Raw genomic sequence first — 23,411 nt, forward strand, 5'->3', positions numbered from 1 at the left:
GTCCGGATTCAATACGAGTAGATCGCGCCGAAGAACACGCCGCGCGCACGGTCGTCGCCGGTGATCCTCAGGCGGTACTGCACCGACAGATCGACATACGAGCGCGGCGCGTCGTATTTGCTGTCGCGGAACCAGTAACGCGTCGAAATCCCCACGCCCGCGCCAAGCGGAATGCTGTGGTCGACGCTCGAGTCGTAGTCCGCGCCGATCACCGCATACGGGAACACGGTCCACTTCGGGCTGTAACGGTCCATGCGGAAGGTGCGGCCCAGCTCGAGATTGGTGGTCGCGTAGACCGATCCTGCGTTCAGATACGCACCCGTTTCGGCATAGATCTGCGCGGTCCACCATGACGGCACGTCCACCCGGCGCTCGGTGCCGTAGCCACCCGAATACGCAAGCCGCGCGAGCCAGTCGGGATTGACCTGCGAGCCGATCGGAATGATCCGTTCGAAGGCGACAATCGCATCGATCTGCGAGAACGGCTTGGCGCGTGCGCCGACGGTGGCCTGCAAGGAGTCGATGCCGCTCGCGCCGCCGTTCTTCACGCCGAAACTTTCGTAGCCGCGCGCGTAGAGCTCGAACATCCGGTCGCCGAGACTGCCGAACGGACGCCAGTAGGCTTCCACGCCGGCCTGCCAGTTGTTCGACGTGCCCGGAGTCGGCGACGACGCATAGCCCGGCTGCATGCCCGCGCCGCGATAGTTCAGCGACGCGTCGAAGCCCCAGTTGCGGGTGGCCTCGGCGTGCGCGCTGCGCATCTCGTTCAGTTGCGCCGGTGTGGCCGGCGGCGTGTCGTCGGTCGGCTTGGCGCTCGCGTCGATCGCGCTCTCGAAGTACTGCGCGGCTTCGCGATTGCGGTGCGCCTGGACCGCCGCATAGCCCGCATCGGCAGCGGCGCTGGCCGGCAGGGTGCCACCCTTGTCGGCCATGCTGAAGCGCTGGTACGCGACCTTGTTGTTGCCGGCACGTTGCGCGATATAGGCAGCCGCCATGTCGGGCATGGCGTCGAGCATGCCGGCATCGATCATCTTTTGCGCTTCGCGTGTCGCTGCGGCGTCGTCGCCGGCCGTGCTCAGCGCGTTGATCAGTTCCACGCGATGCTGCGGATCGTCCGGGGCTGCCTTGACCGCTTCGCGCGCATAGCCGACCGCACCTGTTTTGTCGTTCGCGGCTGCGGCGGTTGCCGTGGCGCGCGCCGCGGTGAAACCGGGATCGACCGCATAGACATCGCAGCTTGCGCCGAACTGATCGACGACGCAGTCGATGACCGGGCGCCGGGCCGGATCGAACGAAGGCATCGGGGCGGCCGTTACGTTGCTTGCGATGCTTGCGTTGCTTGCGTTGCCTGCATTCGACGCCACCGGCGTATGCGCCAACAATTGCCGCGCCTGATAACGGCGCAGCGCGATGGGGGGGTCGGTGTCGTCGCCATTCGTCTTCAGCGGCGCGAGCAGATCGAGCGCGCGCTGCGGCTGTCCTTCGGCGATCCACACATCGGCGATGATCACGCGCGCCACGCGCTTGTTGCGCTGCGTTGCGTCATTGGCATGCAGCGCTTTGGCGAAGTCCGCCTCGGCGTCGGCGGTCTTGCCCTGCGCCGCCAGCGTGTAGCCACGCAGCGTGAGCGGCATGATTTCCGTATCGTCGGCGGCAATCGCCGCACTCGCCGCCGCTTGCACGCCCGCCAGGTCGTTCGCGGCGAACAGCGCGTCGATCAACTGGATGCGGTAACCGACCAGATCCGGCGCATAGGCGACCGCCTCACGCGCGAGCGCGGCGGCCTCTACGTAGTCGCCCTTCTGGCGCGCCGCAAACGACGCACCGGACGACTTCGGCGCCAGACGGCTGCCGATGAAGCTGCGCCTCACGCGCAATTCGTCGCTGTCGCCGAAGCGTTGGGTTGCATCGAGATCGGCGTTCCACGCATCGGCGTCCTGACCCGCCGCGCTCGCCGCGTCGATCAGCAACAAGCGCAGGCGCAGCAGGTCGGGACGCAACGAGATCGCCTCGTTCGCGTACCTGACGGTGCCCGAAAAATCCTTCGCTGCATACGCCTTGTAGGCCTGCTGCGCGGCTTTCAACGCGGCGCCGGTGAGCGCATCCGGGTCGCCCGACTGCTGGCGGCCTGCGCGTGCGACCGCGCGGGTCGACACGTTCAGCGCGTCGATCTGCTTACGACGCGAGACCAGTGCCGGATCGCGGCCGATCTGCGCGATCGCGTCGCCAAGCGAGCGGCTTGCTTCGCTATAACGGCGCTGTGCGGCGAGCCCGTTGGCGAGCAGTACCCGCAGCGACACGACATCGGGGCGCTGGCGAATCGCCTCGCGCGCCCGAGCGATCGCGCCGGCGTAGTCGCCGCGGCCATAGGTGGCATACGCTTCCTGCGCCGCCCGATAGGCGGCGCCGCTCAACGGCAGCGCATTGTGTTCGGACGGGGCCGCCTGAGGTGCGGCCGCTGCACTCTGCGCATACGCCGCTGCGCTGCTCAAGCACAACGCGCCGGTCACCATGGCAGCGGTGACGCCACGCAACGTGAATGCGAACGCCGCAAGCGAAGCCGCAGTTGCAGCGCACGCGGAAGCGGAAGCCACCGTCGAGGCAGATGTCGAAGCTGAAGCCGCCAAGGCAGCGCGCGCCATCCACGCACGCCGGGTGAAAAAAGAATCGCTCATTCGGATGCCGCCAGAGCGCCCTGAAGGCGGCGCTGTTGCTGGATTACGTTCTCGAGTGCGGCACGCGAGATCACGCCGCGCGCCACCATGTAGTCGCCGATGCGGCCATGGCGATCCGGGCGGTAGTCCTGCATTGCCGCTTCGAAGGCCTCGCGGCGCACGTGGCCATGCTCGATCAGCAGATCGCCGATCAGCGGTACGCTGCGTACAGGTACAGGCTCGGCGCCGCCGGCCGACGATGCACCCGCCGACGCACCTTCCGCCAGACTCGCCTGCTCGCCCTCACCCGCCGGCGCCGCAATCTCGACGCCGCGCAATACGCGCAGCCCCGCCGCGATCTCGCCCTCACGCACGATCTCCTGCGCAACCGGTGCCCCGACCAGCGCGCTCAGTTCCGCGAGCATCGGCTCGGCGAGCGGACTCGCGGTCAGCAGAATCGTCCGGCCACTCGCGGCGTCGGCCTGCGGCAACACGCGGTGGCGCACGATCACGTCGAGCGGCAATCGCGCTGCGTCGTCCTTGATGCGTTCGAGCACCACGCGGCCACGTGGCAAATCAGACTGGAAGGCAATCGCTTCTGCGAGGGTTTCCTCGTCGAGCCAACCCTTGGCCATCAGCACACGGCCAAGCGGCGCCTCACGCGCGTGGCTTTCGCCCAGCGCCTGTTCGAGCTTGTCCGGATCGATGGCCTGCCACGACAACAGCAGCTCCCCCAGACGCTGGCGGCGATTGTTAAAGCCGTCGGCGGACGGGAAGTCATGCATGGTCTTGTCCCATGCCAGCCGCTTACCGGTCACGAGGTGCGTGAGGAACATCTTCCATGCCCGCGAGACCGCCATGAAGTTGATGAAGTTGCCCACCACCATGCGCGGCACGGACAGCAACCCGTGCTCCCAGCCGTACAAACGGGTCACAAAATAGATCCGCTGCACCACGCGCAACAGCAACGCGCAACCGTTGGCCCACAGCAGCGCCTGCAGCCACGGCGAATCGGCGAACGGCGAAGCGATCAGCTCCGGCATCCAGCCGAGCAGATCGGCGCCGGCGAAGAGCAGAAACTGAATCACCAGCCCATACGCGATGATGCCGACGAACGCGGTAACGATGCCTTTGCGGTCACGGGACAGCAGGTAGCGATTGGCAAGCGAGCCGCTCCAGCCAGTCTGCTTCCACCCTTGCAAGCCGATGCCGAGCGTCCACCGCGCGCGCTGCCGGTAGGCGGTGCGGAAGGTATCGGGGAAGAATTCGCGCACGCAGAGCGGCATCGTCACGATGATGTCGCGCTCGCGGCCGAAGCCGAACCACGACTTGCGGCGCGTCGCGAATTGCACCGGGAAGCGCGCAAAAATCGACTGCATGCCCATCTTGCCCAGGCGCGCGCCGACGTCGTAGTCCTCGGTCAGGCTTTCGGTGTTGAACGGCTGGCTATCGGTTTCGGCAATCAGCGCGAGCAGCGCGCGCCGCGAGAAGCACGTGCCCACCCCCGCGGACGGCACCGAGCCCACCAGACTCTCGCGCACCACCAGATCCTTCGCGTGCCATTCGGCGAACTCGTCCATGTAGGTGCCGGCCACGAGTTCGAACCAGTTACGCTCGAGCGAAGCCACCGGCAACTGGATCATGTCCTTGCGCGGCAGCAGATAGTTGAAAAAGCGCAGCTCGACCGGATGCAGCACGTCTTCGCTATCGTGCAGCACGACGCCCGCGAACTCGATGCCGGCCTCTTTCTCGTACTTAAAGATCGCCTGAATCACCCAGTTCAGACAGTCGGCCTTGCAGGTCGGACCGTCGTGCGGCACTTCCACGCGACGCAGTTGCTTGTAGCGGCGGCGCATCCGTTCGACTTCGGCGATGGTCTGCGGGTCGTTCTGATAAGTGCCGACGAACACCACATAGTTGCGGTAGTCCATCACCCGCACCATGTCTTCGATCATCGCCGCGACCACGTCGTACTCGTGCCACGCGGGCACCATGATCGCGATCGGCTGCTCGGCGCGCTGATACAACTGCGCGCTGGTAAGCGGCTTGTAGGCGCGCTGCACCGTGAAGCGGCGATAGAGCGTGCGGGTCCAGTACCAGAGGTCAATGAACAGATCGTCGAGGCTGGACAGCAGGATGATGAACGCAACCAGCGCAGCGACGTATTCGAGCCCCTGGTAATAGTGGGCCACCGCGTAGCCCACCACCCATTTGAGCGAAGCGAAGCTCACGACTTGTCCCGATTCCTGCGGCGCGCCACGTTGGCCACCAGCAACAACACGATCAGCAAGCCGACGAGGCCGGCCGGAATGCCCCAGCGCACCCAACTCTGCATGAGCCACGGGGCTTGCACGTCTTCTGCATCGACCACTTCGCCGGGATGACGCGAATCGAACTGGCGCAGCGTGCCGCTTTCGTCGACGATCGCGATATCGCCGCGCGACAGTTGCAACGACGCCGGCAGGATCGCAGCCGCGTCACCTACCGTGCGATACACGACGCCCGATACGTTGCCCGACTTGACTGCTTCGATCACACCGACGCGGTTCAAACCGGATATATCGGCCAGCATCTTGCCGGATGCATCGGTGAGCGACAGACGGTCTTTCGACAGATGGGCGAGGCTCTTCTCATCGGCGAGCGTGACGTCGGCCGCGAGGAAAGCGCCCGTCGGGGCCACCGCTTCGCCGTCACGCGCGACGCTGAAGGTCGCACGGGTCGGCGCGATGCCGCTCGCATTCGCCAGTCGCGCGAGGCGCGGCAGCACCTGCGTAGCGTCGTTCAGATACGAGGCCGGCACGATCACATTCGCTTCCGATGCGAAGCGCGCCACCATGCCGGTAAAGTCGTCGCCGACTTTCGCATCGGCGAGCGTCAGATGGCTGCTCGGCAGTACGGCAATCGGATGGCCCTGACCGCGTGCCTGGCAGCCGCCGTCCGGTTGGCGCTGGAACACCACGCGCAACAGGTTGTTCGGGGCGAGCGCGTAGTGCGGCACGCGCGCGGTGATGCGCTGCGGCTTGCCGTTGGCGGTCAGCAGTTGCGAGCCGATCAACACGTCGTTGAAATAGATCGAGGCGGTTTGCGCGGCGTTGTTCAGCGTCGGCGAGGCGGCCACGTCGAGCACCACGGTGCCCGGCAGCTTGCCGTTGCCTGAGGCGGCGCCCAGATCGAAACTCGCGTCCCAGGTGGCGCGGCCCTGCACGTCGAGCGTGCGCGGCTGGCCGCCCAGCAGCGACAGTGCGATTTCGTCGCCGCGCGTGTTCGGTGCGGTGTCGATCTGATGGACCACGAGACGACTCGCCACGTCGATCGGGCGCCACGTGCGCGCCAGAATCGCGACGCCGTCGTTATCGCCGACCACGATCGCAGTCTGGCCGCCGAGGTGAGCGAGGCGCACTTCGCCCGAGGCCAGCGGCTTCGCGACCGGATCGATCGCGCGGGCACGCCATGCGTCGAACGCGGCGCTCGCGCCCGGTGCGGCACTCACAACCTGCTCGCGCAAGGCATCGAGCGAGGTCTTCAGCGTGTTGCGTACCGTGTCGTCGGCGACGATCACGTCCGGCGCGAAAGCCGAACGCGGCGTCAGCGCGATCAAGGCGCCCGCTTCCGCCGGATTGGCCAGCTTGTGCGAACCGCCCGCAGCCAGCGCGGCAAACGCCGGGACCGCGCGCAGCGGCGCCGGCACGTCGAGATCGCTCAGATCGACCGTGTCGCCCACCGCCGGCCACGTCCGCGTTGACGGCGTGCGGCCTTCGCGTTGCAGCAGCGCCTCGACGCGCCAACCCGCATCGAACGCCGGTGCTGCCAGCGTGCGCGCACCCAGCATCACCACCGGCTTTTGCGGCAAGGCGCTCCACGCGCTGCGCAGATCGACGATCGCATCCGGATCGTAGCGATAGGTCAGACGCGAAGTCGGTGCGATGCGCCAGACGTTGCCGATCGCGGTCTGATCGGCACAGACGTTATCGCTGAGCACCGACGACCAGTCGAGGCCCACGCGTACGAAACCGCCCGGCCGCGCGGCACCATCCACACCGAGACTCGCCGACGCGTCGCCCTGGTCCTGCGTTGGACTGCGCGAGAGCACCGGTGCGCCGTCTAGCGACACCAGCATGGTCGTGCGGCCGCCGTTGCCGCGCAGATAGTTGCCGTCGATCTGCAAGGCCGCATCGCTTAATGGCACGCCGGCCGGCACCGGCAGATACAGTTCCTGCCGACCGTCCGGCGCATGCAGCACGACCGGGTCGCGCATCCCCAGTTCGGCCAGCGACACCGTGCGCGTCGCAAGACGGCCGCTGCCGAGTTGCGCGAAACTGCCGGCAACGTCAGCCGGCTGTTGAGCATGGGCCGTCGCGGCGAGCAACAGTAGCGCGGCAAGGACGTGCAGGCGGGGGCGGGCCATGCGGCGCATTGGCGTATCGAAGGTCACGTTGTCTTGTCTCGTAATTAGCGCGCAAACGGTAAGCTGATTCGCGCTGCATGGATTGTCTGGAACTGCGATCCCGTTGGGCGGGCGTCGTTGTGGCGGCTTGCGGCGCTATTTGCCATGCGGCAGAAAAGCGGCCCGCGCCGCGCTATCGCGTGGCTTCTGCGCGCTGCACGGCGGGAACCTGCCCCAGCTCACCGGCGCCGCCGCTCACGAACTCGTCAAACGAACGCCCGGTGAGTGCGGCGACGATCCGTTGCGATGCGTGGCCGTCGCCGTATGGGTTGACGCGATGCGCGAAATCGTCGCGTTCGCCCGCGTCGTCGAGTAAGCCCGTCACCGCACGCACGATCGCTTCGCGCTCCGTGCCGACGAGGCGCACCGTGCCGGCCGCTACCGCTTCCGGGCGCTCGGTCACGTCGCGCATCACCAGCACCGGTTTGCCGAGCGCGGGCGCTTCTTCCTGCACGCCGCCCGAGTCGGTGAGAATGATCGACGCGCGCTGCATCAGACGCACGAAACCCAGGTAATCGAGCGGATCGATCAGATGAACGTTGCGCGCCGTGCCGAGGGTTTCCTGCACCGGGCCGCGCACATTCGGATTCAAATGCACCGGATAGACGATCTGGACCCGGTTGGTTCTGGCCAGCTCCGCGAGTGCTGCGCAGATGTTCGCAAAGCCCGCACCGAAACTCTCACGGCGATGGCCCGTGACGAGCAACACCGGCAGTGCGCCGTCGAGGAACGGCAGACGCGCGTCGAGCTCAGCGCGTAGTGCCGCGTCGTTGTCGATGCGCGTGGTGGTGAGGTTCAGCGCGTCGATCACCGTATTGCCGGTCACGATGATCTTGCCGTGCAGCGCTTCGCGCGCGAGGTTCGCTTTCGAGCTCGCGGTAGGCGCGAACATCAGATCGCTCATCACGTCGACCACGCGGCGGTTCATTTCTTCCGGCCACGGTTGCATCAGATTGCCGGTACGCAGCCCTGCTTCGACGTGACCGATTGGAATGCGCCGGTGAAACGAGGCCAGCGCCGCCGCGGACGCGGTGGTTGTATCGCCGTGCACCAGCACGCGATCCGGCTGAACGCTTGCGAGCACATCGTCGAGCGACGCGATGAGGCGCGACGCCAGACCGTTGAGCGTCTGGTTACCGGTCATCAGCGCGAGATTGTGATGCGGCTTGATCTGGAACAGATCGAGGACCTGATCGAGCATCTGCTGATGCTGTCCTGTCACGCAGACCACCGACTCGATGCCGGCGTCTGCTTCCAGTTGTTTGACCAGCGGCGCCATTTTGATGGCTTCCGGCCGCGTGCCGAAAATCGACAGAATCCTCGTTGGCATGTGTCCTCGATCTTTTTTTGAATGTTTTATTGGCGGCAGGCAATGCGGAGCACGCGTTAATATCGCACCCCTTTATTTACCGATCTGATTTGTCCGTCGCCGATAATTGCCGGCGCCCCCCTATACGTCGGGGACAAATCGATGGGATGCAATAACTACCGACTGGATTCACGTAAGCGTCGTTTGAACGAGCAGCCCTTGATGGTGAATCGACGCGCATTCTAGCGCGTATTTCCGCATATCTCACAATGTTTCCCGTACGTGCCGCATTCATCGCAGCACCTCGGAGACGTGAAACTGATTTTTTTGCCAACGAAGCCAGCTGATTAAACCAGCGCAAACGTTTTCCGGATATTTAGGAAAACGTTGAATTCAGATCGAAAATTTTCAAAATCTGCGAATGTAAAATCTGAATTAACAATTTTATGGCTTCATTAGCTCAGCAGAACTGCCCGCTGATTAAGGCTGCGCAAATGTTATCGGCGGATTTGACATGATGTGGGCTATATCATGAACTACACGTTTTAATTGACCGTGCGTCTCACTTGCTGGATTCGCGTTCGATTTTCTCAGCCAGTTCAGCGATCTGCGACTCCGCGAATACGCGGATGCCGTGCTGTTGCAGCAACGCGACAGTGACGCCGGTGGCGGGATGGGTTTGGCCGTTGAACGCGCCGTCGTAGATGAAGGTGCTGCCGCAGGAGGGGCTGCCGTCGGCGAGCAGTGCGTAGCGGCAGTTTTCTGCCTTGGCGCGGCTGAGCGCGTAGTGAGCGCCCGCGATGAAGAGCGCGGTCACGTCTGCGCCGGTGTTGTCATCGATTGTCGCGTTGCTCGCCAGGACGTCGGCGCCTGAGCGGCACAGCTGTATTTCCGCCGGCGGGCGCGGGGTCGGGAATCCGGCGGCCACTTCGGGGCAGACGGTGACGAGGCGGCCTTCGTCGCGCCAGCGGGCCAGCCACGCGTCATGTGTGGGTTTGGCTTTGCCGTTATAGCGGACGGGGTGGCCGACGAGGCAAGCGCTGACCAGGATCTTTAACATAAAGAGTGAGGGGGGGGTTTTCCCTGCTGGCTCGGGGTTTATGGATTGTAATGGGATTGGGTTCGTTGCCTAAAACACCCCCATCAGCCTGGAAAGCGCCGAAACATACTCCCCGTACAGGGGATTGCTCTTAACCTGATCAGGCTCCCGCGGCCGCGGCAAATCGATCTTCATATCGTGAACAACCCTCCCCGGCCGCTCAGACATCACCAACACCCGATCCGACAGGAACACCGCTTCATGAATGCTATGAGTCACTAGCAAAACCGTCAGCGTGCTCTGCTGCCAGATCCGCAACAGCTCAACATTCAACCGATCCCGCGTGAGCGCATCCAGCGCCCCAAAGGGCTCATCCATCAACATCACCCGCGGCTCGAGCAATAGAATCTGCCCAATTGCGGCACGCTGCCTCATCCCACCAGACAATTCATGCGGGTAGCGGTCGGCGAATGCCGTCAACCCCAAGGTCTCGAGCAACGCAGGAAGCCTCTTCTCCACCTGCGCCCTCGGCACATTCCTCAACTTCGCGCCTAACCGGATATTCGCCCCAACGGTCAGCCAGGGCAGCATATTGCTCGTCTGAAACACCACCCCGATATCCGGCACCGGCGCGGAAATGGGCTCCGCGCCCAGCAGAATCCGCCCGCCGTCGCATGAAACAAGACCCGCCACCATCCGCAGCAAGGTGCTCTTGCCGCAACCGCTTGGCCCGAGAATCGACACGAACTCGCCTTGGCGAATCTGCATCGAGACGTCGTCGAGCGCGCTGAACGCCCCAGCCCCGCCCCGCGCGGCGAATCGCTTGCCAACCTGCTCGACGGAGATCAGCGCGGGCGCCAATTCGTCGCGATGCAAGGGGTGAACCTGTGCGCGGGTTGCCGCGGCGCGCTGCACAATACGCAACTTGTCGACCAGTGCCATCAGACCGTCACTCCTCTCCACCACACACCGCGCGAAACCAGCTCGACGGCCCAGTAAAACAGCATCGCCAGTACAGTCACCATCAGGATCGCCGCGAACGACAACGCGGTCTGCGCGTTCGATGTCGCGAACACGATCAGATGCCCCAGCCCCGACTCGGACCCGATGAACTCACCCACAATCGCGCCGATCACCGCCAATGGCATCGCGATTTTCAAACCGTCGATCAAAGCGGGCAACGCGGCGGGCAAACGCAAATGCCAGAAGGTCTTCGCCTGCGACGCACCGAGCGCCCGAAAATGCTCATCCAGGTTGCGCGGCACGCCGGCGAGACCACCCATCGTCGCAATCACAATCGGAAAAAAGGCGAACAGCACGGCCGCTGCCAGTTTCGAGGCAAAGCCATAGCCGAACCACACGATCAGCAACGGCGCGAGCGCGATCTTCGGCATGCTCTGCAACGCGGTGACGAGCGGAAACAGCGTGCGCCGCGCGATGCTCGACATGCTTGCCAGCAAACCGATCGCCAGCCCGCCGATCAGCGCCAGCGCGAAACCGGCGAACACCTCCCAGGCGGTCGCCAACGTGTCGGACAGCAACTGCCCGCGCATTTCCCAACCGGCGGCGAACACCTGCGATAACGCGGGGAGCACATATTCGCGCGTGCCCGTCCAACGCACGCCGAACTCCCAGATCAGGCCAATCACGATCCAGAACGAGACGGTTTCGATCAATCGCTTCATGAGGTTTCCGAATTATTCGTGATCGGACGGCTTGGCTTTCGCTGAATCCTGGGCTGTGGGCTGCGGATCTGCTTGTGCTGCGACCTGAGCCGCTGCTTGTGCCGACTTTTGCGCGACCAGATGCGGCGGTGGCGGTACGACAAAGCGCTCGAAGCGGTACTGGTCGAACGATTCGATGGTGCGCTCCCACACCTGCGGCTCGTGCGCGTCGCGTTCACCGATCTGCGTCATCTCGCAGTACACCTCGACGTTATTGCCGTCCGGGTCCTTGAAGACCAGAAACAGGTTATTGCCAGGTCCGTGCCGGCCGATGCCGCGGACGATCTCGACACCATGTTCCTGCAACACTTTCACCGAACGCTCCATCTCTTCATAACTGTCGATCAGATACGAAAAGTGTTCGAGGCCGGGTCGCGAGTAGCGCGGCAGATCGTTGAAGTCGGCGGAATCTTTCGGCAGCTGCGCGAGCGCGAGATCGTGGTGATCGCTGCCGGCGCGCAGAAACACCATCTGGTCGCCGATCCAGTCCGACACTTTGAGGCCTAGCACGTCGGTATAAAACTGCGTCGACTTCTTGATGTCACGCACCATCAGCACCATGTGTCCAAGCCGCTTCGGACGCAAACTATTCATTACCTGTCTCCTGTGTCGACGGGAGTTAGCGCTTTAGCGCTTACTCCCGTCCCATGCCACGCAGTGGCGGTCGACCAGAGTTAGCGCTTTAGCGCTTACTCCCGTCCCATGCCACGCAGTGGCGGTCGACCAGAGTTAGCGCTTTAGCGCTTACTCCCGTCCCATGCCACGCAGTGGCGGTCGACGGGAGTGAGTGCGTCGTTTAAACGATACGCTCACTCCCAACGGGTCTATTCAACAAACTGATTCGTATACAAATCAGCCGCCTTCACCTTCGTACCAGTACCAAACGCACGCGCTACAAAAGCAGCGGTTGCATCCATCCGCGCAGGACGCAGCCAGCCGGTTTTGTGCTGCGCGGGATCGTCGGCGATCAGGCCATTGGTCTCGACGATCTGCTGCAACAGGATCGCCTTGTCGAGCACCGGATAAAGCCCACCGATCGCGTCGGCGGCTTCTTGCGGATGCTCGCGCATCAGCGCATAACCGCGATACGTCGCCGCGACAAAACGTTTGACTACGTCGGGATGCTGAGCAACGAATGTATCGGTGGTCACGATGCCGTTACCCATCATATCCAGACCGAAATCCCGGTAGTAAACCTTGCCGAGCTGCTGCCCCGCGCGCTTCGCCAACGCTGCCTGGACCGGCAGGCTCGCGCCTTCCCAGCACTCGGACAGGTCGATCCGCTTCTGCAACAGCGCGGTGTTGATCACAGCCGGGTCGAGACGCACGGTCTTGATCGCGTCGGGCGCCATGCCGTTCTGCTTGAGCCACGCGGGCATGATGTTCTGCACCGGCGAAGCACCACCGCCACCGAGCGTCATCCCCGACAAATCCTTCAGCGTGTTCACCTTGAAGCCGGGCCGCTCGAGATAGCACATCGCCCCCGGCCAGCGCGTATTGATCGCGCCGACCATCACGGCATGTCCGCCATGTGCGCGGTTCAGCATCACGCTAACGGGGTCGCCATAACCGAATTCGAACAGGCCCTCGTCCACTTCATTGACGGTGCGCTGACCGCCGTAACCGCGCATCACGCTGACGTCGAGGCCGGCCTCACGGTAGTAGCCTTTCGCTTGCGCTAGCAGAATGCCGCCGGTACTGCCCTGCGGCAGCCACGCCAGATTGACACGCACCGCATCGGCCGCATGGGCGCTCGTGAAGAGCGCCGTAGCGGCCAATGCAACTGCGCTCAACGCAGCCTGCTGCTTCAATGGCTGAACCAGCCGTCGTATCGCGCGCCGTACCCGCTGCAACATGTCGTGTTCCCCGTCTTTGAGTGGAGTGAGTGGATCGCGCCGCGAGCCTGATTGCGCTCAGCCGGCGACCAGCGGATTCTCGATCGAGCCGATCCCATCAATCGAAGCGACCATCACGTCGCCCGCCTTCAGATAAATGCCGCGCCCCATGCCGACGCCGGTCGGGGTGCCCGTCGCAATCAGATCGCCCGGCTGCAGCGTGAGAATCGTCGACAAATATTCGATCTGCTCGGCGATATTGAAGATCATCCCGGACGTATTGCCGTCCTGCATCATTTCGCCGTTCACCGCGAGGCGCATGCGCAGATTCTGCGGCTCGGCGATGCACGCGCGCGGCACAAACCAGGGGCCGAGCGGACCAAAGGTATCGAAACTCTTGCCGCGAAACCAGTCGTGTTTGAACGGATAGTCGGTGCGGCGATTCAGGTCGCGCGCGCTGACGTCGTTGAGAATCGTATAGCCGGCGATGTAGTCGTAAGCGTCTTCTTTAGCGATGTGGCGGCCGCTCCTGCCGATCACCACGGCCAGTTCAACCTCCCAATCGACCCGTTCCGCGTGCGGCGGGATGACGACGTTGGCAAGCGTCGGCACCACGCTTGTTTCCGCTTTCATGAACATGTACGGCGTGCTTTCCTCACGCGGCGCCAGTTCGGTGCCCATCTCCCGCGCGTGCTCGTAATAGTTCGATGCCGCCGCGAAAATGCGCCGCGGCTGGTAGGGCACACACAGTGTGTGGCCGGCGAGCGGCGCGACATCGAGCGTGCCCGCCTCGATTGCGCGCGCCGCGGCTTCGAGCCGTTCGACGGTCGCCGTGCCGTCGGCCTCCCAGCCGGCGATCAGCGAACCGACATCGGCGAGCGGCGCCGCCGAAGCGGTGTGTTTCAGCGCCGCGTGTGCGTCGTACAACTCGCCGCCGACCGCCAGGCCGGTGGCGGTGCGGCCATTCAATTCATAAGTTGCGATACCAAACCAGATCACGTATTGCCTCGCTTTTTGTGTTTGTAGGGTGTTAGTTAGCGGTTGTCGAGGAGTCAATAATTCGTATACATTCAGTCATCTATGTATTTTTATTAGAATAATCGTATACACCAATCGGGGAGCGAACACGTTCACGCGTACACTGCATGGGCCTGCAGAGGCCGGATATGCGCAGTGGCGATTGAGGCGGTTGAGCCGCTGGCGCATAATGGGGCCGCTTGCTAACGGTTTCGCTCAACCCACCACCATGACGATGACGACGCTCTCCTCCAAGATCTACCGACTCCTGTGCGACGAGATCATCGAAGGCACGCTCGAACCGGGCCAGAAGCTCGAAGAAGCCGCGCTCGCCGAGCGCTTCAACGCCTCGCGCACACCGATCCGCGAAGCACTGCGAGAACTCGCCGCGCGTGGCATGGTCGAGCTGACCCCGCGCAAAGGCGTGGTGGTCGCGAAGTTCAGCATCGACGAACTGGCCGACATGCTCGAGGCGATGTGTGAACTCGAAGCGCTGTGCTGCCGTTTGAGCGCGCAACGTATGAGCCTCGTCGAGAAGAAGCAGCTCGAAGAGCTCCAGACCGAAATGAACGCCGCGATCGCGCGCGGCGATGAAACGGAGTACTTCCAGCTCAATCGCGAATTCCACGAACTGATCTGCAAGGGCGCGCAAAGCAAATCGCTGGCGTCGATCATGTCCGTACAACGGCAGCGTCTGGCGGGCTTTCGCGCCGCGCAGCCGGCTTCGCCGTCGCGCTTCGAAGCCGCGACCGACGAGCATCGCGAGATCGTCTCCGCGATCCTCAACTCCGAACCGGAACGCGCGTACAACGCGATGCGCGACCACACGGCGCGGCTGTCGATCGTCGTGCTCGGCCGGCTCAAACGCCAACGCACCGAGCGCGAGAACGCCTGAGTCGTTGCGCGCGCGGTGTGGCTGCATGCTCACGCAGCCACCGCCGCCATCGACGGCATCGAAAAATCCAATGCCTGAAGCTGCTGCAACAGCGCGCCGGACTGCGCCGGATTCATCGGCGTGAGTGGCGGACGCACGCGGGTCCATTCGGGATCGTTCGCGAAGTGCGCGACGATGCTTTTCAACGCGGGGATCATCGGTTGCGCTTGCACCGCCAGGCGAACCGTCGCGACCTTGCCCTCCCACACCACCCGTTCTTCCTGCGAAGCCGCATTCAGCAGGCTCGCAATCGCATGCGGCTGAATATTCGCCGTCGCCGAAATGCAGCCGGCCGCGCCGAGCGGCAGCGCTTTGCCGAGCAACGCCTCGGATGCGGGAAACACCGCGAAGCCGGGAAACTTTTCCAGCATTGCCTGGGTGTTGGCCCAATCCCCCGAACTGTCCTTGACGCCCACCACCGTGTGCGGATACGCCGCGATCAGGCGTTCGATCAGCGTGTGCGTGATCGGCACGCCGGTGAACTGCGGGATGTGATACAGCAGCACGCGTAGCTGATCCGAGCCGACTGCCTGAATCACATCGGAGTAGTAGGCGAACAGTCCGTCGTCGCTAACGCCTTGGTAGAAGAACGGCGGCAGCATCAAGGCGCCGGCGCAACCGGCTTCGGTGGCGTGACGCGTCAGTGCGATCGCGTCAGGCAGCGCGCATGCGCCCGTTCCCGGTAGCATTTTCAAGGGGTCGATGCCGGCATCGATGACCTGGTCCAACAACCCGTGACGTTCTGCGAGACTTAGCGAGTTGGCTTCGCTATTCGTACCGAACAGCGCGAGCCCGGCGCCCTGCCCGACCAGCCACTGACAGAACGCGACGAAACGCGGTGCATCGACGCCCAGCCCGGCGCTAAACGGTGTAACGACCGGCGCGAATACGCGCGGCTTTGCAAAAGCAGACGGACGACTGACGGACATGCGGATCTCCTGATTGGCTAGACGGATAAACGTGGACGATCACGCGCTGAAAAAATCGAGCATCGCGTCGCCTAACAGCGTCTCGCCCGAATCGAAATGCGCGACGACCGATGTATGGTTGTGCCGCAGCATCTGCATGAAACGCGGTGCGCGTTTGGGCGCGGCGTCACCGGCGCGTTGACGCGCTTGCAGCACGCGCTCGAAGAAAGCCGCACCATAGGCGTCCAGATAAGGATTTTCGTATTCGGCCACGACCACCATCAGCGGTGCGTCGAAGTGCGCCGCATGAGTCAATGGCGAACGCGCGGCGTAGCGTGTTTCATCCGCGCCGAAATAGGCGCGCACGCCGGCTGCGTTCGGGTTGTCGGGAAGCACGTCGGCGGCGAGCCGCGCGCTAATGAGTACGGCACCGGCGGCTGTCGAAGCGCTCTCACGCAACTCGGCAAAGAGTGGATCGCACAGGTACGTGGCGACATGTGCGCCACCCGCCGAATGTCCGACCAGAAAGATCCTCTGCGGATTACCACCGAATTCGGCGACATGTTTCAGCGCCCACGCCAAAGCGGCGGCGACGTCGTCCGCGCCCGCGGGATACGGCGCCTCAGGCGCGAGCCGGTACTCGACATTCAGCGCGACGCAACCTTGCCGCGCAAACCAGCGCGACACGTTGTCGTAAATAAGTCCGTTGAAGCTCTTGCTGCCGCGCAGAAACGCGCCGCCGTGGACAAACAGCACGACGTCGGCATTGCCCTCCTTCCGTGTCTTTGGAGCGGCAAACACATCCAGACGCTGCCGCTCATGCCCGCCGTAGGCAATATCGCGCGCCACTTCGAACGACTCCCCCACATCCCGCGATGCAGCCACCAACGGCGAATACGCGTCGATCACCAGATCGCGATGCGTATTGATATCGCGCCCCCACACTGGCCCGATCTGCGCAAAGCGCTGCCTGAGCGTGGCGCAAAGACTACCTAACGGTTCCTGCGAGGTGTGCATCGGTGGTCCTCAAACAGTGCGGCGAGTCGGCGCGAGGGGCGGCGACCGGTGTATGAGAACCATTCTGGTATATCAATTTGATTTTGTGTATACATTTGTTATACGTAGTATACCTGGTGAAGTTACGGACACACTTGATTCACAGTCACGACAACCCTCATTTCGCCGATTGGCATTTCATCTCCAGGACAACTCAAGGACATCTCATGGACAAGCTCCGCCACATCGCGCTTTCGGTCGACGATCCGGAAGCCGCCGCGCAATTCTTCGAGCAGGCATTCGGCATGCGCCGCGCGGGCAACGCGATGCGCGGCATCTATATGACGGACGGCACGATGAATGTGGCGCTTCTCAACTTCAAGGACGAAACCGTTCCCGGCTATGCAGGGCTGAAGGATGTGCGCGGCGTGATTCACTTCGGCATGTGGGTCGATAGCGTCGAAGACACCGCGGCGCGCGTGGTCGCGGCGGGCGGCACGTACCTGACGGGACGCCACGAAAAAGATCCGAATGTGTTCTATGAAGTCAAGTACCGGATGCCCGACGGCACCGTGTTCGACATCACCGAAAACGGCTGGAAAGGCGCGGTGAAGGAGGTGGCGCCTGCCGCGCAAGCTGCTGATCCGCAGCCATGAGTCCGGTTCAGAGCACAAGCATGAGCGGCATGCATGTGTTAGCGCTGATCGCGTTGCCCGACGCAACGCTCGACGCGCTGCGGCGCGATTACACGCTTCACTATCATCCCGACGGTTGGGGCGATGCGTTGCCCGCCGGCATTGATCCAGTGAGTCTGCGCGCGGTGGTGACCAATGGCTCGACCGGTCTGTCCGACGCGCAGATGGTCGCGCTGCCCGCGCTCGAGATTGTCAGTGCATTCGGCGCGGGCTACGAGAACGTCGACGTGGCCGCCGCCTTGCGACGCGGCATCGTCGTCACCCATGCGCCCGGCGCGAATGCGGCAACCGTCGCCGATCACGCCATCGGCTTGCTGCTTGCGCTCGCACGCGGCTACGCGCCGCTTACCGAAGCGGTACGCGCCGGCCGTTGGCGCGCCTCGCGTGCCGAGCGTCCGACGCTGACGGGCGCGCGCCTGGGGCTGGTCGGGATGGGACGTATCGGCAGGCTGATTGCGACGCGTGCGCAGGGCTTCGACATGACGCTCGGCTATCACGGGCGGCAGCCGCATGCCGATGCGCCAGGCCGTTACTACGCGGATCTCACCGAGCTTGCCGCCGACAGCGACTTCCTCGTCATTGCCTGCAACGGCGGCCCGTCGACGAAACACCTGGTCGGCCGCAAGGTGCTGCAAGCCTTGGGGCCAACCGGCTATGTGGTGAATGTCTCGCGCGGTTCGGTGCTCGACACGCAGGCGCTGATCGACGCCCTGGCTCACGCCGCGATCGCCGGCGCGGGACTGGACGTCATCGAAGACGAACCCGCGGTGCCGCCGGCGCTGCTCGATCATCCCGACGTGCTCATCACGCCGCACATCGCGGGACGCTCCCCCGCTTCGTCGATTGCCCAACGCGACGCGTTGCTCGCCAGTCTGTCCCAGCACTTCGCACAAGCACCCGTCGAATTCGCGGTGCGCGCCGCCTGAAACGTGGCGGCGCAGCTTCGCGCCGCCACCTGCCGCTTCATTGCTGTCCCGTTGCCGCCTCGCTGATGTCCCGCTGATGCTTCGTCGTTGTCTCGCTGTTCCCAACCGCACAAGAGGATCCGCCATGAACGTTCGATCGTTGGGCGCGCTCGCGCTCAGTTGCGCCGCCGCATGGGGACTCGCGTCCCATGCCGTCAAAGCGCAAACGTCTGTCACGCTGTATGGGCTCGTCGGGGTCGATGTCGCCAGCAGCAAACGCAGCAACGGCCCCCCCGCCGCGATAGCCGAACAGAGCCCGGGATTGACAGCGCCGTACTGGGGCATCCGTGTCAACGAAGATCTCGGCGCCGGCTACCGCGCGATCGCCGTGCTCGAGAGCTTCTTTCAGCCGACTAACGGTGGCGTCGGCCGCACCGCCGCCGATCCGTTCTGGGGACGCAATTCCTACGTCGGCATCGCCGGGCCATTCGGGCGCGTGACGCTTGGACGGCACACGAATCTCCTCTACCTCGCCGAGCAGGCCGTCAACCCGTTCCAGGCGTCGATCCTGTTTTCGCCGCTTGTGATGCAGACCTTCACCGCCCCGTACGGCGGTGCAATTGCGGGCGACACCGTCTGGAACAACGGCATCCAGTACACCAGCCCCAATCTGAACGGGCTGACCACCACCGCGGTATATGCGCCCGGCGGTTTCGCAGGCTCGGACGGCACGTACAACGCCGCGCTTTCGACACTCTATGCAGGTGGGTCGCTCACCGCTGTCGCGACCGTACAACGCACACGCGTGGTCGCCGGTGTGGCGTCACCGACACAGAACGCGTACATCGTCGGCGCGGCCTATGATTTTTCGCTCTTCAAGCTGTATGCCGCAATGCAAGGCCTGCGTACCGATTCGACCAGTATTGGTGCGCATACCTACGAAGCCGGCCTCTCGGTGCCGTTGACCTCCCAGCTCACTGCGCTGGCGGAATGGGCGTATACGCGCCGCACAGCGCCGAAGAACGCCGTCAGCGCCCGCAATACGGGCTCCGCGGGGCTCGACTACTTCCTGTCGAAACGCACCGACCTGTACCTGGTGACGGTCTACGACAAGCTCTCTGGCTATGGCACCGCGATGACGTATGCAGCCGGAATCCGGCATCTGTTTTGAAGCGCGATGCCATCAGGGTCAACCCGCTATAACCAAACCGTTGTTTTGTATAAAAAAATAAAGCTCGGAATCCAAATTTTGCCGTGGGTATAATTTTTTCTAGTTTGTGTATACACGACAGAAAAGGACGTAACCGCGGCTGTCGCGCGCGACGACAGCACTCTCTACCACACGAAAACAACAACGACCTGTTTGGAGATTGAATGAAAAAGAAGGCACTCGTGTCAGGCGCCGTCATGCTCGCATGCGCCGGGGCACACGCTCAGTCGAGCGTCTGGCTGTCGGGTTATGTCGACCTGAACATCGAACATCTGATCTCTTCCGGTTCCGGCGGAAACATGACCCGCATGTCGAGCGGCGGTCTGAACAACTCGCGCTTCAACTTGAGCGGCGTCGAAGATCTGGGCGGCGGCAACAAGGCGGTGTTCACCGTCGAGCCGATGTTCTCCGCGAATACCGGCGTGCAGTCGACGCAGTTCCGGCAGTCGTTCGTAGGCCTGAAAGGCAACTGGGGTGAAGTGACGATGGGCCGCCAGTTCACGCCGTCGTACTGGATTGCGGGCTATGCCGATCCGAGCTGGGCCGCCGACTTCAGTATGGTCAACAACATGGAGTTCTTCTACGCGTCGTATCGCGTGGATAACGCGATCCAGTACAAGACGCCCACCTTCTACGGTTTCACCGGCCGGATCATGGCGACAACCGGCGTGGGCGACAGCACCCGTGCCGGGCGTTTCCTGAGCACCAGTATCGACTACCGGCACGGGCCGATTTTCCTCGGCGCCGTGAGCGAGCTGCAGTACACGCGCGATATCTTCAAGTCGTCACAGATCCATTCGTCGCGCGATAACTATTTCGCTGCTGTCTACAAGTTCGGCGGCTTCGAGCCGACGCTGATCTATCACACGTATAACGGCTACTACGCGTATCCGCCGTACGTCGCGTTCAATTCGCAGGGTTGGGATGCGCAGATCGGCGCGCGCTGGAACATCGACGGACGCAACCGCCTGTATCTGAGCATCGTGCACCGTCACGACGACAACAACACCAGCATTTCCAGCGCCACCGGCGGCGTGATCGGCTACATCTACGGTTTGTCGAAACGAACCGACCTGTATGCCACTTTCGCTCACGTGAAGAGCCAGCACGATGTGCCGGTCGCCTACCCTGTGACGTTCCAGGAGTATCCGAACGGCGGACAGAATCCGAGCGGCTTCCAGTTCGGGATTCGTCACGCGTTCTAGTATAAAAAGGAGGAAGCTAATGCTTCGCAAACACAATCTGAAATCAACTCTCGCAACAGGCGTCCTGTTGACCTTCATGTCCGCGGCGGCCTGTGCGGCCGCGGAAGGCGCTTCGGCTACAGCCGCATCGAATGCCGCGGCATCGGCCGACGCGGCGTCCGCGACACAAGTGACGCCTGGCACACCGAATGTCAAGGATCCCTATCTCGCCCAGTGGCTGCGCCTCACGCCGGATCGCCGGCCTGTCCCGCTCAAACCGGGTGTCGACTACGGCATGGACCCGGCAACCGGCCAGTTCGTATGGCCGAAGGCCACCCCTGAAGTGCACCAGGGCAAGCACTTCCCCGGCGAAATGACCACCTGGGATAAAAAGAGCTATGCCAAGGACGTCAAGGTTCTGGCTTTCTATCCCCTCGTCGATTCGCCCTTCCACGCCTGGAACAATATTGCCGACTTCGACGGGCACCGCTATCTCTACATCCACGACCGCGACTATTTGCGGATCATGGACGTTACCGATCCCGCCAACGGCAAGGTCGTATTTTCGCAGGGCGGCACGTGGGGGCCGAAGGGACCGACCGAGAAGTTCGACCCGAACAATGTGCATGACTATCTCGGCGGCGCCACCATCGTGTGGAGCAAGAAGCTCGGCAAACCGGTGCTGGTCGCCTCGTTCGAAATTGGCCGCTATGGCTTGATGACTGACAAGAGCGAGCAGCCTGACAAAGTTGAAGCACAGCGCCACTACAACTCGCTCAAGGGCTTCAAGGTCTTTGAAATGGACGGCCCGTTGCCGAGCCAATGGAAGCTGATCGCGACACGCACGACCGACTATCGGCACCCCGACGCGCCGATCGGCCAGCAACAGGGTTCGGGCTCGCTCGATGCGCCTGAATATTACGGCGGCAAGTACATGATCCTGTCGGCTGCACCGGACGACAGCTACGGTTTGACCGAGTACCCGAACTATCTGTATTCGCCGGGCTATCAGGTCTGGGACATGTCGGACCCTGCAGATCCGAAGTTCGTATCGCAAATCTCGGTACCGGGACAGAAACTCGGCAATGAAGCCGACGAACAAGCTTATCTGACGAATCCGCGCGCGGGAAATCGTACCTCGTGGATGGGCTCGCGTATTCCAATCTTCCTGCCGAAGCCTTTGGAAGAAGGCGGCAAGATTGGCTTCGGCGCGATGGGCGGCTTGGGTCTCTATTCGTTCGATCTGTCCAACCCGGCCAGGCCAAAGGTGCTCGGCAATGTCAACACGGCACCGAGTTTTGCGGGCACCGAGTACGACAATGCCGACGTCAGCCAGTACGAACGCACGGGCTTCGTGCTGACGAGCGGCTATCCGATGAACCGCGATTGCTACGAGCCGTACAAGGACATTTTCGTCGTCGATGCCCGCGATCCGTCGCATCTGAAGGTGGCGGGCAAGCTGCCGCAGCCGACACCGCCTGAAGGCGCGCCTTTCACGAGTTTCTGCCAGCGTGGCGGCAACTTCGGTCCGAAGCGTTCGAACGCGATCGGTCAACCGGGTGGCTCGCGTCAGGGCGTGATTCCGTACTCGTTCTATAACGCCGGCGTGCAGATTTTCGATGTGCGCAATCCGGAGAAGCCGACCATCGCCGGCTATTTCGTGCCCGCGCTGGCGGACGAGAGCGAGCTGCCGAGCTATACCCTCGGCAAGGGTGTGCTGGCGATTTATACCGAGTACGACCGCAATATCATTTGGGCCTTTACGGAGAATGGGGCTTATGCGTTGTCGACGCCGTTGCTTGGGAAGCCTGTGATTGGCGCTCCGGCCAAGCCGTGGCCACCGCGGTAACGTCTTTGGGTTTCTTCATTTCTTCATGTTGGTTTGTTGAGCGCTTTGCCCTGCCGGCGGTTTTCGTCGGTGGGGTTTTTTGTTTTTTTCTGGGGTGAAATTGTGAGAGGGATGTTACGGGTTGGATTTTTTGTTGCTGTTGCTGGGTCGTGCGGGAGTTCTTTTGCTGCGGCGCCGGGTGGTGACGCGGTTACCACGGGTGGGATTTCGGCTAGCGAGCAGACTTGTCGCGCTTGTCATTCGATCGATACGACGAAGGTGGGGCCTGCTTTTAGAGCTATCGCCGAGCGGTATCGGGGAGATTCGGATGCGGTCGCGAAGCTTGAGAAGAGTATGTTGGAAGGGAGCTCGGGGAAGTGGAATACCGGGGCGACGATGCCGCCTAATGCGATTTCGGCCGCTGATGCGGAGCGGTTTGCGCATTGGATTTTGGGGATTAAGTAGGAGTTTTTTTTTGTTTTTTTTGCCTTTGGCGGCGGCATTGTGGTTTGCCTAAGGTAGTGGACTTTCTTTGACTTCTTTGACTTCTTTGACTTCTTTGCCTGCGCGGCGCTTGTTTGTCTGCGGTTTTATGGTGTTGGCCTTTCCTTGATTTCTTATTGGTCTATTAGCGTCGCCCCTGTGCGGGGCAGGCACTTACTTCTCTTTGCCGCCGCAAAGAGAAGTAAGCAAGAGAAAGCGGCTCAAACCGCTAATTCTTAAGCGGGT

The 23,411-nt window shown here is 62.8% G+C and carries 19 protein-coding genes; 7 read left to right on the top strand and 12 right to left on the bottom strand.

From position 1 onward, the window contains the following. Positions 1 to 8 precede the first annotated feature (8 nt). From PQQ52_RS32215 to PQQ52_RS32260, 10 genes are all read right to left on the bottom strand, one after another. On the bottom strand, positions 9 to 2,675 hold the full coding sequence (locus PQQ52_RS32215; RefSeq protein WP_408220669.1) for an NfrA family protein: 2,667 nt from the start codon (positions 2,673 to 2,675) through the stop codon (positions 9 to 11). Beyond that, a complete protein-coding gene (locus PQQ52_RS32220) occupies positions 2,672 to 4,885 on the bottom strand; it encodes a glycosyl transferase family protein (RefSeq protein WP_408220671.1) in 2,214 nt (737 codons plus the stop codon). The genes PQQ52_RS32215 and PQQ52_RS32220 overlap by 4 nt, the downstream gene beginning before the upstream one ends. Beyond that, positions 4,882 to 7,068 carry a cellulose synthase gene (locus PQQ52_RS32225; protein ID WP_408220710.1) on the bottom strand — a complete coding sequence of 729 codons (2,187 nt, stop codon included), beginning with the start codon at positions 7,066 to 7,068 and terminating at the stop codon, positions 4,882 to 4,884. Before PQQ52_RS32225 ends, PQQ52_RS32220 begins: the two co-directional genes overlap by 4 nt. A gap of 163 nt (positions 7,069 to 7,231) precedes the next feature. Next, on the bottom strand, positions 7,232 to 8,428 hold the full coding sequence (gene wecB, locus PQQ52_RS32230; protein ID WP_408220673.1) for a non-hydrolyzing UDP-N-acetylglucosamine 2-epimerase: 1,197 nt from the start codon (positions 8,426 to 8,428) through the stop codon (positions 7,232 to 7,234). A 541-nt stretch (positions 8,429 to 8,969) separates the two neighbouring features. Then, entirely contained in the window at positions 8,970 to 9,467 is a 498-nt protein-coding gene (locus PQQ52_RS32235) for a 2-thiouracil desulfurase family protein (protein ID WP_408220675.1), read from the bottom strand. A 69-nt stretch (positions 9,468 to 9,536) separates the two neighbouring features. Further along, positions 9,537 to 10,388 carry an ABC transporter ATP-binding protein gene (locus tag PQQ52_RS32240; RefSeq protein WP_408220677.1) on the bottom strand — a complete coding sequence of 284 codons (852 nt, stop codon included), beginning with the start codon at positions 10,386 to 10,388 and terminating at the stop codon, positions 9,537 to 9,539. Continuing rightward, positions 10,388 to 11,131: an ABC transporter permease gene (locus PQQ52_RS32245; protein ID WP_169489437.1), complete on the bottom strand. Its 744-nt coding sequence runs from the start codon at positions 11,129 to 11,131 to the stop codon at positions 10,388 to 10,390. Before PQQ52_RS32245 ends, PQQ52_RS32240 begins: the two co-directional genes overlap by 1 nt. A gap of 12 nt (positions 11,132 to 11,143) precedes the next feature. Continuing rightward, a complete protein-coding gene (locus tag PQQ52_RS32250) occupies positions 11,144 to 11,764 on the bottom strand; it encodes a VOC family protein (protein WP_408220679.1) in 621 nt (206 codons plus the stop codon). A gap of 230 nt (positions 11,765 to 11,994) precedes the next feature. Then, positions 11,995 to 13,026 carry an ABC transporter substrate-binding protein gene (locus tag PQQ52_RS32255; protein WP_408220681.1) on the bottom strand — a complete coding sequence of 344 codons (1,032 nt, stop codon included), beginning with the start codon at positions 13,024 to 13,026 and terminating at the stop codon, positions 11,995 to 11,997. Positions 13,027 to 13,083: 57 nt separating this feature from the next. Next, on the bottom strand, positions 13,084 to 14,004 hold the full coding sequence (locus PQQ52_RS32260; protein ID WP_408220683.1) for a fumarylacetoacetate hydrolase family protein: 921 nt from the start codon (positions 14,002 to 14,004) through the stop codon (positions 13,084 to 13,086). 208 nt (positions 14,005 to 14,212) lie between these two features. On the opposite strand from PQQ52_RS32260, the gene PQQ52_RS32265 reads away from it, so the two are divergent. Then, positions 14,213 to 14,917 (top strand): GntR family transcriptional regulator, encoded by a 705-nt coding sequence (locus PQQ52_RS32265; RefSeq protein WP_408220685.1) that lies wholly within the window; start codon positions 14,213 to 14,215, stop codon positions 14,915 to 14,917. A gap of 29 nt (positions 14,918 to 14,946) precedes the next feature. Here PQQ52_RS32265 and PQQ52_RS32270 read toward each other — a convergent pair whose 3' ends face one another. Continuing rightward, on the bottom strand, positions 14,947 to 15,885 hold the full coding sequence (locus tag PQQ52_RS32270) for a dihydrodipicolinate synthase family protein (protein WP_408220687.1): 939 nt from the start codon (positions 15,883 to 15,885) through the stop codon (positions 14,947 to 14,949). A 39-nt stretch (positions 15,886 to 15,924) separates the two neighbouring features. Further along, positions 15,925 to 16,881, bottom strand: coding sequence for an alpha/beta hydrolase (locus PQQ52_RS32275; RefSeq protein WP_408220689.1), 957 nt, complete (start codon positions 16,879 to 16,881; stop codon positions 15,925 to 15,927). 206 nt (positions 16,882 to 17,087) lie between these two features. Between PQQ52_RS32275 and PQQ52_RS32280 the strand changes: the two genes are divergently transcribed. The 6 genes from PQQ52_RS32280 (at position 17,088) to PQQ52_RS32305 (ending at position 23,147) form a co-directional block, all read left to right on the top strand. Continuing rightward, positions 17,088 to 17,516 (top strand): VOC family protein, encoded by a 429-nt coding sequence (locus PQQ52_RS32280; protein WP_408220691.1) that lies wholly within the window; start codon positions 17,088 to 17,090, stop codon positions 17,514 to 17,516. Between the two features lie 20 nt (positions 17,517 to 17,536). Beyond that, the gene (locus tag PQQ52_RS32285) at positions 17,537 to 18,481 is read left to right on the top strand and encodes a 2-hydroxyacid dehydrogenase (protein WP_408220693.1); all 945 of its coding nucleotides are present in this window, start codon (positions 17,537 to 17,539) and stop codon (positions 18,479 to 18,481) included. Positions 18,482 to 18,605: 124 nt separating this feature from the next. After that, entirely contained in the window at positions 18,606 to 19,631 is a 1,026-nt protein-coding gene (locus tag PQQ52_RS32290) for a porin (RefSeq protein WP_408220695.1), read from the top strand. A gap of 203 nt (positions 19,632 to 19,834) precedes the next feature. Further along, positions 19,835 to 20,875, top strand: a complete 1,041-nt coding sequence (locus PQQ52_RS32295; protein WP_408220697.1) for a porin — start codon at positions 19,835 to 19,837, stop codon at positions 20,873 to 20,875. Positions 20,876 to 20,894: 19 nt separating this feature from the next. Continuing rightward, the gene (locus tag PQQ52_RS32300; protein WP_408220699.1) at positions 20,895 to 22,703 is read left to right on the top strand and encodes an LVIVD repeat-containing protein; all 1,809 of its coding nucleotides are present in this window, start codon (positions 20,895 to 20,897) and stop codon (positions 22,701 to 22,703) included. A 111-nt stretch (positions 22,704 to 22,814) separates the two neighbouring features. Next, entirely contained in the window at positions 22,815 to 23,147 is a 333-nt protein-coding gene (locus PQQ52_RS32305) for a c-type cytochrome (RefSeq protein WP_408220712.1), read from the top strand. Positions 23,148 to 23,411 lie beyond the last annotated feature (264 nt).

The organism is Paraburkholderia sediminicola (assembly GCF_046030555.1).
In the GTDB taxonomy this organism is placed as follows: Bacteria; Pseudomonadota; Gammaproteobacteria; order Burkholderiales; family Burkholderiaceae; genus Paraburkholderia; species Paraburkholderia sediminicola_E.